Origin of the sequence: Bacteroides mucinivorans (assembly GCF_034654355.2) — a bacterium.
Taxonomy (GTDB): Bacteria; Bacteroidota; Bacteroidia; order Bacteroidales; family Bacteroidaceae; genus Bacteroides; species Bacteroides nordii.
In genome coordinates, this window is record NZ_CP178179.1 from 671,049 (window position 1) to 684,017 (window position 12,969).

Genomic DNA, 12,969 nt, shown 5'->3' on the forward strand with positions numbered 1-12,969 from the left:
AAAATTTAAACAGGTTCTAAGTTAGTATATATAAAAAATGAGAGATAACTTTTTCCGGGTTATCTCTCACTTTTTTTATTCTTTTTCCTTATACCAGGAAGAGTACATCAGATAGTTGTGAGCTATTTTTTGATTCAGCTCTTTTGCTTGCTCCGGATCTACCTTTTTTATAAACTTAGCAGGTACACCTCCCCATATACTCCCAGGTTCAATAATGGTATTGCTTAGTACTAATGAACCTGCTGCTACAATGGCACCTTCACCAATTACAGCGTGATCGAGTAGGGTAGAGCCCATTCCTATCAAGGCATAGTCCTTTACAGTAGCTCCGTGAATAGTTACATTATGGCCTACTGAAACGTGATCGCCTATTTCGATGGTCGATTTTTCATATAAGGTATGTAATACACTTCCATCCTGTATGTTCACTCCATTACCTATACGGATAGAATTTACATCACCGCGCAACACGGTGCTGAACCATATACTACAGTCACATCCCATTTTTACGTCGCCGATGATCACAGCATTATCAGCGAGAAAGCAGTTCTCGCCTATTTCAGGGGTAAATCCTCTAACTGATTTTATTAAAGCCATATTTCTCTATAATTATTAAATTGCTGCTGTTGCTTCCTGCAACCATTTCTTTTCTTCTTCGTTTAAATCGGGTGATAGTTTTTCGTACACCTTTTGATGATATGCATTCAACCATGACACCTCCTCGGCGGTTAGCATCTCTTTGATGATTCCCTTCTTGCAAATAGGGCAGAGGGTGATTGTTTCAAATTCCAGATAATCGCCAAACATTCCTTCGCCTGCCTTGCGTACCAGTGTCAGATTTTCTGTGCGGATACCATGACTTCCGGCTTTGTATACTCCTGGTTCGTTGGATGTCACCATGCCAGGCTGGAGAATGACAGGGTTTTCATTCATGCGAATACTTTGCGGACCTTCGTGTACGCTGAGGAAGTGGCCTACACCATGGCCGGTACCGTGCAGAAAGTTCATTTTATGTTGCCATATCGGCATTCGTGCCAAAACATCCAGTTGGGCTCCGCGCGTTCCTGTAGGAAACTTAGCCATAGCAAGTGCTATATGACCTTTGAGTATCAATGTATAGTCAGTCTTTTCTTCCTCAGTTAACTCACCTAAAGCAATGGTACGGGTAATATCCGTTGTGCCGTCCAGATACTGCGCGCCCGAATCCAAAAGTAAAAAGCCTTTCGGAAGTAAGGTCGCATCTGTCTCCGGTGTTGCCGAATAATGTACGATTGCTCCGTGTTCTTTGTATCCGGCGATAGTATCAAAACTTTCACCCATATAAAGTGCTTGAGCAGCACGGCATTCATGTAACTTTTTGTCTATGCTGAGTTCTGTTTCCAGTCCTGAAGGCACTACTTCTTCCAGCCATTTAAGAAAACGTACCAATGCTACTCCATCTCGTTGCATTGCAGCATGAACCCCGGCAATTTCCTGTTCGTTGCGGACTGCTTTCAGTAATGTTACGGGTGACTCGGCATAAACGATATTACAAGCCGGATTTACTGCCGAATAGATGGCATAGTTTGTTTTGGACGGATTAAGTAGCAGGTTTTTTATATTAAGTTTTCTCAGATAATTCTCGACTTCATTGTAAGGTTGTATACTTACCTGTTGTTCTTTCAGGTAATTTTCTACCTCTTTGGTTATTTTCTCCGGTGAGATGAAATAAGTAATATTGTTTTGTGTAATCAATAAATAACTTATGATTACCGGGTTACAATGTACATCGCTTCCTCTGAGGTTTAGTGTCCAGGCTATTTCGTCTAGACTTGAAAGAAATAGTCCATCTGTTCCTTGTTTTTTTAAATTAGTCCGGATTGCTTCAATTTTTTCCTGACAACTTTTTCCTGCATATTTGAGTCTGTATATGAAAGCTGGTGTACTGGGCATGTCCGGGCGTTCTTTCCATATTTCTCCTGGTAAATCACCACAAGTTTCTAAATGGATATTCTCTACCTCAAATTTTCTTCTCATTTGTTCTACCTGTTCCACTGAGAACATTTTGCCATCGATACCTATAGTTTCTCCGGGTTTAATATTCTGGCATAAAAAGTCTGTAATTGTGGGTGTTTCCGGCAACATCTCTTTGTATAAAGTGATGTCTGTACCCTCCAATTGCTGTGTAGCCTGCAAAAAATATCGGGAGTCTGTCCACAGTCCGGCTTTATCTTCCAGTATAACTACTGTTCCGGCTGAGCCGGTGAAACCGGAAATCCATTCCCGTATTTTCCAGTGTGGAGCTACATATTCACTGAGATGCGGATCGGTACTTGGAATAATGAAGGCACTGATTGATTTACTTTTGAGTATCAACCGCAGTGCTTGTATGCGTTCGTTAATCGTTTGCTTCATATAAATATAGGTATTATAAGTTTCCTCCAAAGGTAGTATTTTTCTTCGGAAATAGCTTGTAAGGAGATGCATATGCACTGATTTTGAGAAATAATTGCCGAAAGTTTTGTGAATAAAGAAAGTATGTGTAATTTTGCGGCGCAATTTAACTGCGGAAATTTTAAACCATAACATATTTAATAGTAATAAAATGATTGTAGTACCTGTAAAAGAAGGCGAAAACATTGAAAAAGCGCTGAAGAAGTTTAAGAGAAAATTTGAAAAAACCGGTATCGTTAAAGAATTAAGAAGCAGACAGCAGTTTGATAAACCATCTGTAACTAAAAGACTTAAGAAAGAGCGTGCCGTTTACGTTCAGCAACTTCAGCAAGTAGAAGATTAATAATTCGTAATTTCCTTTGAATTATTGATTTCTTTTCATACATTCGTTGCAAAATTATAGATGTAGCGATGGTATGTTGACAGACTCTTTTCTTGATTATCTCCGGTATGAGCGGAATTATTCTGAAAAAACCGTTTTAGCTTACGGTGAAGATATTTCTCAACTAAAGGAGTTCGCTCAGGATGAGATTGGAGAGTTTAATCCAGTAGAAGTAAAACCTGAACTTATTCGTGAATGGATTGTTTCGTTGATGGATAAGGGGTATACTTCGACTTCTGTAAATCGTAAACTAAGTTCGCTCCGGTCGTTCTATAAGTTTCTTTTAAAGCGAGGTGAGGTAACGGTGGATCCATTACGAAAAATAACAGGTCCAAAAAATAAAAAGCCTCTTCCTTCTTTTTTGAAAGAGAATGAAATGAACAAGTTGTTGGATGAAACGGATTTTGGCGAAGGATTTAAAGGATGTCGGGATCATTTGATTATTGAAATGTTTTATGCTACTGGTATGAGGCTTTCAGAATTGATTGGTCTTGATGATGTGGATGTGGATTTTTCAGCTTCTCTTTTGAAAGTGACGGGAAAGAGAAATAAACAACGCTTGATTCCTTTTGGTGAAGAACTGAAGGAAGAAATGCGTAAATATGTTGATATGCGAAACGGGCAGATTCAAAAAATGTCAGATGCTTTTTTTGTAAAAGAGAATGGCGAACGACTTTATAAAAATCTGGTCTATAATTTAGTGAAACGGAACCTGTCAAAGGTGGTGACGCTTAAAAAGAGAAGTCCTCATGTGTTAAGGCATACTTTTGCAACAACGATGCTGAATAATGAAGCGGAGTTGGGTGCAGTTAAAGAACTTCTTGGTCATAGTAGTTTGGCTACTACTGAAATTTATACGCACACTACTTTTGAAGAACTTAAAAAAGTGTATAAACAAGCCCATCCACGGGCTTAAAAAAGGAGGTAAGTATGGAAATTAGAATTCAATCGATTCACTTTGATGCAACAGAACAATTGCAGGCTTTCATTCAGAAGAAAGTGTCTAAGTTGGAGAAATATTACGAAGATATAAAGAAAGTAGAGGTGTCATTAAAGGTAGTAAAACCAGAAACGGCAGAAAATAAGGAAGCCGGAGTAAAAGTGCTTGTTCCAAATGGGGAGTTTTATGCGAGTAAAATTTGCGACACATTTGAAGAGGCTATTGATGTGAGTGTGGAAGCTCTCGGAAAACAACTGGTTAAATACAAGGAAAAACAACGTAGTAAATAAAAAGTTCGCAAAAGTTTTGCGGGAAAGAAATAAATAACTAAATTTGCAGCCGTTTCGCTCGCGTTAGAACGTGACGGTTGCATTTTTTGAGTAGTTGCCTCTTTAGCTCAGTTGGCCAGAGCACGTGATTTGTAATCTCGGGGTCGTTGGTTCGAATCCGACAAGAGGCTCGAAAAAGTTGAAGGTTGAGAGTTTAAAATTGAAAGTTTTGAATAGCTTTTATTGATAAACGATGAAATTGGAGACTTTGTTCAATTATAGAAAAATGTTGATGTTGGATTTAAAATAAGTTATATCGTAGTTTTTAACTCTCAACTTTCAACTAATTAAGGGCAAATACCAGAGTGGCCAAATGGGGCAGACTGTAAATCTGCTGTCTTACGACTTCGGTGGTTCGAATCCATCTTTGCCCACAAACAAGAAGACAGAGTGTAAACTTTGGCAGATGCGGAAGTAGCTCAGTTGATAGAGCATTAGCCTTCCAAGCTGAGGGTCGCGGGTTTGAGCCCCGTCTTCCGCTCTCTTTTTTCTTGCTGTTATAGCTCAGTGGTAGAGCACTTCCTTGGTAAGGAAGAGGTCCCGGGTTCAAATCCCGGTAACAGCTCATAAAAGGATGTAAATGCTGATTATTAATCAAATAAATAACAAGTAAAGCTATGGCTAAAGAGAAATTTGAACGTACCAAACCGCACGTAAACATTGGTACAATCGGTCACGTAGACCACGGTAAGACAACGTTGACAGCTGCTATCACTACTGTGTTGGCTAAGAAAGGTCTTTCAGAATTGCGTTCTTTCGATTCTATCGATAACGCACCTGAAGAAAAAGAAAGAGGTATTACTATCAATACTTCTCACGTTGAATATCAAACAGCTAACCGTCACTATGCACACGTAGACTGTCCGGGTCACGCTGACTACGTAAAGAACATGGTAACTGGTGCTGCTCAGATGGATGGTGCTATTATCGTTTGTGCTGCAACTGATGGTCCGATGCCTCAGACTCGCGAACACATCCTGTTGGCTCGTCAGGTAAACGTACCTCGTTTGGTTGTGTTCTTGAACAAGTGCGATATGGTAGACGATGAAGAAATGTTGGAACTTGTTGAAATGGAAATGAGAGAGCTTCTTTCATTCTACGATTTCGATGGTGACAATACTCCTATCATCCGTGGTTCTGCTCTTGGCGCATTGAACGGTGTTGAAAAATGGGAAGATAAAGTTATGGAACTGATGGATGCTGTTGATAACTGGATTCCATTGCCTCCGCGTGATGTTGATAAACCTTTCTTGATGCCGGTAGAAGATGTGTTCTCTATTACAGGTCGTGGTACTGTAGCAACTGGTCGTATCGAAACTGGTGTTATCCATGTAGGTGACGAAGTTGAAATCCTTGGTTTGGGTGAAGATAAGAAATCTGTTGTAACTGGTGTTGAAATGTTCCGTAAATTGCTGGATCAGGGTGAAGCTGGTGATAACGTAGGTTTGTTGCTTCGTGGTATTGATAAGAACGAAATCAAACGTGGTATGGTTCTTTGTAAACCAGGTCAGATCAAACCTCACTCAAGATTCAAAGCAGAGGTTTATATCCTGAAGAAAGAAGAAGGTGGACGTCACACTCCATTCCACAACAAATATCGTCCTCAGTTCTATCTGCGTACTATGGACTGTACAGGTGAGATCACTCTTCCGGAAGGAACTGAAATGGTAATGCCGGGTGATAACGTAACTATCACTGTAGAATTGATCTATCCGGTAGCATTGAATCCGGGTCTTCGTTTCGCTATCCGCGAAGGTGGACGTACGGTAGGTGCTGGTCAGATTACTGAAATTCTTGACTAATATTAAATAAACTTGATCAGTTCTCGGTGTAAATCGGGAACTGATTATGTACAAACGGGAGTAGCTCAGTTGGTAGAGCACCGGTCTCCAAAACCGGGTGTCGGGAGTTCGAGCCTCTCCTCCCGTGCTAATTTTTATAAGATGAAAAAAGTAGTAGCTTATATTAAAGAATCTTACGACGAACTTGTACATAAAGTATCGTGGCCTACGTATTCTGAACTGTCCAGTAATGCAGTTGCTGTTTTATATGCTTCCCTGATAATTGCAGTGCTGGTATTCTTGATGGATCTTTGTTTCCAAAATTTCATGGAGAAAATAATTTATCCACATTAAACAAAAGGAATGGCGATGTCTGAGATTGAAAAGAAATGGTATGTTTTGCGTGCCATTAGTGGAAAAGAAGCTAAGGTTAAAGAGTATCTTGAAGCTGATATTAAAAACAGCGACCTAGGCGAATATGTGTCTCAGGTATTGATTCCTACCGAAAAAGTATATCAGGTTCGCAATGGTAAAAAAATTGTGAAGGAAAGAAGTTATCTTCCTGGTTACGTTTTGGTGGAGGCTGCTCTGGTAGGTGAGGTGTCTCATCACTTGAGAAATACTCCTAATGTGATAGGTTTTTTGGGCGGCTCTGAAAAGCCGGTACCCCTTAGACAATCGGAAGTGAATCGTATACTTGGTACAGTGGATGAACTGCAGGAGACGGGAGAAGAGTTAAATATCCCATATGTTGTAGGTGAAACTGTAAAGGTTACTTTTGGCCCTTTCAGCGGATTCAGTGGTATCATTGAAGAGGTGAATAGTGAAAAAAAGAAACTAAAGGTCATGGTAAAGATATTCGGGCGCAAAACGCCGCTTGAATTGGGCTTTATGCAAGTGGAAAAGGAATAGTGCAGGTGTTACGCTGTAGTATTCTTCATTAATGTTTATATATAAATCAATTAAAAAATGGCTAAAGAAGTTGCTGGACTAATCAAATTACAGATTAAAGGAGGCGCTGCAAATCCATCACCTCCCGTTGGACCTGCATTGGGTTCTAAGGGAATCAATATCATGGAGTTTTGCAAGCAATTCAATGCCAGAACCCAGGACAAAGCAGGTAAAATTCTGCCTGTTATTATTACTTACTACGCAGATAAGTCTTTCGATTTTGTAATCAAGACTCCTCCCGTTGCTATTCAATTGCTTGAAGTAGCTAAGGTAAAGAGTGGTTCTGCTGAGCCTAACCGTAAGAAAGTTGCCGAGTTGACTTGGGAACAGGTTCGTACGATTGCTCAGGACAAAATGGTTGACTTGAACTGTTTTACTGTGGAAGCTGCCATGAAAATGGTTGCAGGTACAGCTAGAAGTATGGGTATCGCTGTAAAAGGGGAGTTCCCGGTTAATAATTAATAAACTTCAATTGTAATGGGTAAACTGACAAAAAATCAAAAGTTAGCTGCAGGAAAAATTGAAGCAGGGAAAGCATACTCACTGAAAGAGGCTGCATCTTTGGTAAAGGAAATTACTTTTACTAAGTTTGATGCTTCATTAGATATTGATGTACGTTTAGGTGTTGATCCACGTAAGGCTAACCAGATGGTGAGAGGTGTCGTTTCACTTCCTCATGGTACTGGTAAAGAAGTTCGTGTGTTGGTACTGTGTACACCGGATGCTGAAGCTGCTGCAAAAGAAGCGGGTGCTGACTATGTTGGTCTGGATGAATATATCGAAAAGATCAAAGGTGGGTGGACTGATATTGATGTAATTATCACTATGCCATCTATCATGGGTAAAATTGGTGCACTCGGTCGTGTGCTCGGTCCTCGCGGATTGATGCCTAACCCGAAGAGTGGTACTGTAACTATGGATGTTGCTAAAGCTGTAAAAGAAGTAAAACAAGGTAAGATTGACTTCAAAGTTGATAAGAGCGGTATTGTTCATACTTCAATTGGTAAAGTTTCCTTCGATGCAGAAAAAATTCGCGATAACGCAAAAGAATTTATTGCTACATTGAATAAATTGAAACCGACAGCAGCCAAGGGTACATATATTAAGAGTATTTATCTTTCTAGCACGATGAGTGCGGGTATCAAAATCGACCCGAAGTCGGTAGAGGAAATCTAATAAAACGGAGGAATAATGAGAAAGGAAGATAAAAATACGATTATTGCGCATATCGCTGATACAGTAAAGGAATATGGTCACTTCTACCTGGTAGATGTAACAGCTATGAACGCTGCTGCTACAAGTGCCTTGAGAAGAGCTTGTTTCAAAGCTGACATCAAATTGATGGTGGTTAAGAATACACTGCTTCACAAAGCGCTTGAATCTTTAGAAGAAGATTTTTCTCCTCTTTACAATTCTTTGACTGGCACTACTGCTGTTATGTTTAGTAACGTTGCTAATGCACCGGCTAAATTGATCAAAGATAAAGCTAAAGATGGAATTCCCGGACTGAAAGCTGCTTATGCAGAAGAAAGCTTCTATGTTGGTGCTGACCAGTTGGATGCTCTCGTAGCTATTAAGAGTAAAAATGAAGTTATTGCTGACGTTATTGCCCTGTTGCAATCTCCGGCCAAGAATGTTATTTCTGCTCTTCAATCAGGTGGTAACACCCTTCACGGAGTTCTCAAAACTCTTGGTGAACGTACCGAAGCGTAAGTTTCAAAAAAGGGTCACTGACTGTGAAGGAAGTAAAGACCCGAATAATTTTTATAATCAACAAAGTAATTAAACAATTAAAATCATACAAAAAATGGCAGATTTGAAAGCTTTTGCAGAACAATTAGTTAACTTGACAGTAAAAGAAGTTAATGAACTTGCAACTATCCTTAAAGAAGAATACGGTATTGAACCTGCTGCTGCAGCTGTTGCTGTTGCTGCTGGTCCTGCAGCTGGTGCTGCTGCTGCAGAAGAAAAAACTTCTTTCGACGTAGTATTGAAAAGCGCTGGTGCAGCTAAACTTCAGGTTGTAAAGGCCGTTAAGGAAGCTTGTGGTCTTGGTTTGAAAGAAGCTAAGGACATGGTAGACGGTGCTCCTAGCGTAGTAAAAGAAGGTTTGGCTAAAGACGAAGCAGAATCATTGAAGAAAACATTGGAAGAAGCTGGAGCTGAAGTTGAACTTAAATAACATTAGCCTGGAAATCAGGTAATTCGGTTAAGAATCCTTCGCAAGAGGATTCTTAACCTTTTTGTGTATATATTTAAAATTAAGTTCTTCAAATTCATTGACAGATGTCTTCAAATACTGTAAATCAAAGAGTTAATTTTGCTTCGACTAAGAATCCGCTTGAATATCCGGATTTCCTGGAAGTACAATTGAAGTCATTCCAAGACTTTCTACAACTAGACACCCCGCCCGAAAAGCGTAAGAATGAGGGATTGTATAAAGTATTTGCTGAAAACTTCCCTATTGCCGATACAAGAAACAATTTTGTTCTTGAGTTTTTGGACTATTATATTGATCCGCCGCGTTATACCATTGATGATTGTATAGAGCGTGGGCTTACTTATAGTGTCCCTTTGAAAGCGAAACTCAAGCTTTACTGTACTGATCCTGACCATGAGGATTTTGATACGGTGATTCAGGATGTATTTCTTGGCCCGATTCCCTATATGACTGAAAAGGCGACTTTTGTCATCAATGGTGCCGAACGTGTAGTTGTGTCCCAGCTTCATCGTTCTCCGGGTGTATTCTTCGGTCAGAGTGTTCATGCTAACGGTACGAAATTATACTCGGCACGTATTATTCCATTCAAGGGTTCATGGATTGAGTTTGCTACCGACATCAATAATGTGATGTACGCATACATCGACCGAAAGAAAAAACTGCCTGTAACAACGCTGTTGAGAGCGATTGGCTTTGAAAATGATAAAGATATTCTTGAGATTTTTAACCTGGCAGAAGATGTAAAGGTAAACAAGACAAATCTTAAGAGAATCGTGGGTCGTAAGCTGGCTGCCCGTGTTTTGAAAACCTGGATTGAAGATTTTGTTGATGAAGATACTGGTGAAGTAGTTTCTATCGAGCGTAATGAAGTTATTATCGACCGTGAAACTGTCATTGAGGAAGAACATATCAATGAAATTATTGAATCGGGCGTTCAGAACATCCTGATCCATAAGGATGAGCCGAATCAGTCTGATTACTCCATTATATATAATACTTTGCAGAAGGACCCGAGTAACTCGGAAAAAGAAGCGGTGCTTTATATTTATCGTCAGTTGCGTAATGCAGATCCTGCCGATGATGCAAGTGCACGTGAGGTAATAAACAACCTGTTCTTCTCGGAAAAGAGATATGACCTTGGGGATGTAGGCCGTTATAGAATCAACAAAAAGTTGAATCTGACGACTGACATGGATGTACGTGTTCTTACCAAGGAAGATATTATTGAAATCATTAAATATCTGATTGAGTTGATTAACTCAAAAGCAGATGTGGATGATATTGACCACTTGAGCAATCGTCGTGTACGTACAGTAGGTGAACAGCTGTCTAATCAGTTTGCTGTTGGTCTGGCTCGTATGTCACGTACTATTCGTGAACGTATGAATGTTCGTGATAACGAAGTGTTTACTCCGATTGACTTGATCAATGCGAAGACAATTTCTTCTGTTATTAATTCATTCTTCGGAACCAATGCTTTGTCACAGTTTATGGATCAGACAAACCCGCTGGCTGAGATTACTCACAAGCGTCGTATGTCTGCACTGGGTCCTGGTGGTCTTTCCCGTGAACGTGCCGGATTTGAGGTTCGTGACGTTCATTACACACATTATGGTCGTCTTTGCCCGATTGAAACACCGGAAGGTCCGAATATCGGTTTGATTTCGTCATTGTGTGTATTTGCAAAAATTAATGACCTTGGATTCATTGAAACTCCATATCGTAAAGTAGAGAATGCTAAGGTAGATCTTTCTGATAACGGTTTGATTTATCTGACTGCAGAAGAAGAAGAAGGTAAGGTCATTGCACAGGGTAATGCTCCGTTGAATGATGATGGAACATTTATTCGTAACAAAGTAAAATCTCGTCAGGATGCTGATTTCCCAGTTGTGGAACCTGCTGAAGTAGAGTTGATGGATGTTTCTCCTCAGCAGATTGCTTCTATTGCAGCTTCTTTGATTCCGTTCTTGGAACATGATGATGCTAACCGCGCATTGATGGGATCTAACATGATGCGCCAGGCAGTTCCTTTATTGAGAAGTGAAGCTCCTATTGTAGGTACTGGTATCGAACGTCAGTTGGTTAGAGATTCACGTACGCAGATTACTGCAGAAGGTGATGGCGTAATTGATTATGTTGATGCTACTACCATTCGTATTTTGTATGATCGTACCGAAGACGAAGAATTTGTAAGTTTTGAATCGGCTCTGAAAGAATATAGAATTCCTAAATTCCGTAAGACCAACCAAAATATGACAATTGACCTTCGTCCGATCTGTAATAGAGGTGATCGGGTAACGAAGGGGCAAATCCTGACAGAAGGTTATTCTACTGAAAATGGTGAATTGGCATTGGGTAAGAATTTGCTCGTTGCATATATGCCATGGAAGGGATATAACTATGAGGATGCTATCGTATTGAACGAACGTGTTGTTCGTGAAGACTTGCTCACTTCTGTACATGTTGAAGAATACTCATTAGAGGTTCGCGAAACAAAACGCGGAATGGAGGAACTTACTTCCGATATTCCTAATGTAAGTGAAGAGGCCACTAAAGATCTTGATGAGAACGGTATTGTGCGTATTGGTGCACGTATTCAGCCGGGGGATATCATGATTGGTAAAATCACTCCGAAGGGTGAGTCTGATCCTTCTCCTGAAGAGAAATTGCTTCGTGCTATCTTTGGTGATAAAGCTGGTGATGTGAAAGATGCTTCTTTGAAAGCTTCTCCTTCATTGAAGGGTGTGGTTATTGATAAGAAACTCTTCTCACGTGTAATAAAGAACCGCAGTTCTAAGTTGGCTGATAAAGCCTTGCTTCCGAAGATAGATGATGAGTTTGAAGGAAAAGCTTCAGACTTGAAACGTATTCTTGTGAAGAAGCTAATGACATTGACTGAAGGTAAGGTTTCACTGGGAGTAAAGGATTATTTGGGAGCTGAAGTAATTGCGAAGGGTTCCAAATTTAATGTGTCAGATTTTGACTCACTTGACTTTACTTCTATTCAGTTAAGTAATTGGACGAATGATGAACATATTAATAGTATGATTCGTGATTTGGTGATGAACTATATCAAGAAGTATAAAGAGCTTGATGCTGAATTGAAACGTAAGAAGTTTGCTATCACTATTGGTGACGAACTCCCTGCAGGTATTATTCAGATGGCAAAAGTATATATTGCTAAAAAACGCAAGATTGGTGTCGGTGATAAAATGGCAGGTCGTCATGGTAACAAGGGTATTGTTTCCCGTGTTGTACGTCAGGAAGATATGCCATTCCTGGAAGATGGTACTCCGGTTGACATTGTCTTGAATCCGTTGGGTGTGCCTTCGCGTATGAATATCGGACAGATTTTTGAAGCTGTTCTTGGTCGTGCAGGAAAGACACTTGGCGTTAAGTTTGCTACTCCTATTTTCGATGGTGCTACCATGGAGGACTTGGATCAGTGGACAGATAAAGCAGGATTGCCGCGTTATTGCAAGACTTATCTTTGCGACGGTGGTACAGGTGAGAAATTTGACCAGGCAGCAACTGTAGGTGTAACTTATATGCTTAAACTTGGTCACATGGTTGAAGATAAGATGCATGCTCGTTCTATCGGTCCGTACTCACTTATTACTCAGCAGCCACTTGGTGGTAAAGCTCAGTTTGGTGGTCAGCGTTTCGGAGAAATGGAGGTTTGGGCACTCGAAGGTTTCGGTGCTGCACACATTCTCCAGGAAATATTGACAATTAAATCAGATGATGTTGTGGGACGTTCTAAAGCTTACGAAGCAATCGTTAAGGGGGAACCTATGCCGCAACCTGGTATCCCGGAATCTTTAAATGTGTTGTTACACGAGTTGAGAGGCTTGGGACTAAGCATTAATCTGGAATAATTATTTAGTTGAAAGTTGATAATTGAAAGTTGAAAGTTTTATTACTCTCTGCTT

Annotated in this window: 13 protein-coding genes and 5 tRNA genes; 16 read left to right on the plus strand and 2 right to left on the minus strand. The window is 40.1% G+C overall.

What is annotated here, in order from left to right:
• Positions 1–75: 75 nt before the first annotated feature.
• Both VCM39_RS02235 and VCM39_RS02240 read right to left on the minus strand, forming a co-directional pair.
• Entirely contained in the window at positions 76–597 is a 522-nt protein-coding gene (locus VCM39_RS02235) for a gamma carbonic anhydrase family protein (RefSeq protein WP_221651123.1), read from the minus strand.
• A gap of 15 nt (positions 598–612) precedes the next feature.
• The gene (locus VCM39_RS02240; protein ID WP_289293546.1) at positions 613–2,394 is read right to left on the minus strand and encodes an aminopeptidase P family protein; all 1,782 of its coding nucleotides are present in this window, start codon (positions 2,392–2,394) and stop codon (positions 613–615) included.
• A 190-nt stretch (positions 2,395–2,584) separates the two neighbouring features.
• Between VCM39_RS02240 and rpsU the strand changes: the two genes are divergently transcribed.
• From rpsU to rpoB, 16 genes are all read left to right on the plus strand, one after another.
• The gene (gene rpsU / locus VCM39_RS02245; protein WP_002558090.1) at positions 2,585–2,776 is read left to right on the plus strand and encodes a 30S ribosomal protein S21; all 192 of its coding nucleotides are present in this window, start codon (positions 2,585–2,587) and stop codon (positions 2,774–2,776) included.
• 73 nt (positions 2,777–2,849) lie between these two features.
• Entirely contained in the window at positions 2,850–3,731 is an 882-nt protein-coding gene (gene xerC, locus VCM39_RS02250) for a tyrosine recombinase XerC (protein WP_002558089.1), read from the plus strand.
• A 14-nt stretch (positions 3,732–3,745) separates the two neighbouring features.
• Positions 3,746–4,045 carry a ribosome hibernation-promoting factor, HPF/YfiA family gene (gene hpf / locus VCM39_RS02255; RefSeq protein ID WP_002558088.1) on the plus strand — a complete coding sequence of 100 codons (300 nt, stop codon included), beginning with the start codon at positions 3,746–3,748 and terminating at the stop codon, positions 4,043–4,045.
• A gap of 96 nt (positions 4,046–4,141) precedes the next feature.
• Positions 4,142–4,215: transfer RNA gene (locus tag VCM39_RS02260), tRNA-Thr, on the plus strand.
• 160 nt (positions 4,216–4,375) lie between these two features.
• Positions 4,376–4,458 (plus strand) — tRNA-Tyr (locus VCM39_RS02265).
• 34 nt (positions 4,459–4,492) lie between these two features.
• Positions 4,493–4,565 (plus strand) — tRNA-Gly (locus tag VCM39_RS02270).
• Between the two features lie 12 nt (positions 4,566–4,577).
• Positions 4,578–4,649 (plus strand) — tRNA-Thr (locus tag VCM39_RS02275).
• Positions 4,650–4,701: 52 nt separating this feature from the next.
• Positions 4,702–5,886, plus strand: coding sequence for an elongation factor Tu (tuf, locus tag VCM39_RS02280; RefSeq protein WP_251234321.1), 1,185 nt, complete (start codon positions 4,702–4,704; stop codon positions 5,884–5,886).
• A 54-nt stretch (positions 5,887–5,940) separates the two neighbouring features.
• A tRNA-Trp gene (locus VCM39_RS02285) sits at positions 5,941–6,013 on the plus strand.
• Positions 6,014–6,027: 14 nt separating this feature from the next.
• Entirely contained in the window at positions 6,028–6,219 is a 192-nt protein-coding gene (gene secE / locus VCM39_RS02290; protein ID WP_044094928.1) for a preprotein translocase subunit SecE, read from the plus strand.
• Positions 6,220–6,234: 15 nt separating this feature from the next.
• Entirely contained in the window at positions 6,235–6,777 is a 543-nt protein-coding gene (nusG, locus tag VCM39_RS02295) for a transcription termination/antitermination protein NusG (RefSeq protein WP_002558086.1), read from the plus strand.
• Between the two features lie 57 nt (positions 6,778–6,834).
• On the plus strand, positions 6,835–7,278 hold the full coding sequence (gene rplK, locus VCM39_RS02300) for a 50S ribosomal protein L11 (protein WP_002558085.1): 444 nt from the start codon (positions 6,835–6,837) through the stop codon (positions 7,276–7,278).
• A gap of 15 nt (positions 7,279–7,293) precedes the next feature.
• Positions 7,294–7,992, plus strand: a complete 699-nt coding sequence (gene rplA / locus VCM39_RS02305; protein WP_221651126.1) for a 50S ribosomal protein L1 — start codon at positions 7,294–7,296, stop codon at positions 7,990–7,992.
• 15 nt (positions 7,993–8,007) lie between these two features.
• Positions 8,008–8,529 (plus strand): 50S ribosomal protein L10, encoded by a 522-nt coding sequence (rplJ, locus tag VCM39_RS02310; RefSeq protein WP_221651127.1) that lies wholly within the window; start codon positions 8,008–8,010, stop codon positions 8,527–8,529.
• Between the two features lie 94 nt (positions 8,530–8,623).
• Complete coding sequence (gene rplL / locus VCM39_RS02315) at positions 8,624–8,998, plus strand: 50S ribosomal protein L7/L12 (protein WP_005928990.1); 375 nt, start codon at positions 8,624–8,626, stop codon at positions 8,996–8,998.
• A gap of 104 nt (positions 8,999–9,102) precedes the next feature.
• Positions 9,103–12,915 (plus strand): DNA-directed RNA polymerase subunit beta, encoded by a 3,813-nt coding sequence (gene rpoB, locus VCM39_RS02320; protein ID WP_221651128.1) that lies wholly within the window; start codon positions 9,103–9,105, stop codon positions 12,913–12,915.
• The last annotated feature ends 54 nt before the right edge of the window (positions 12,916–12,969 follow it).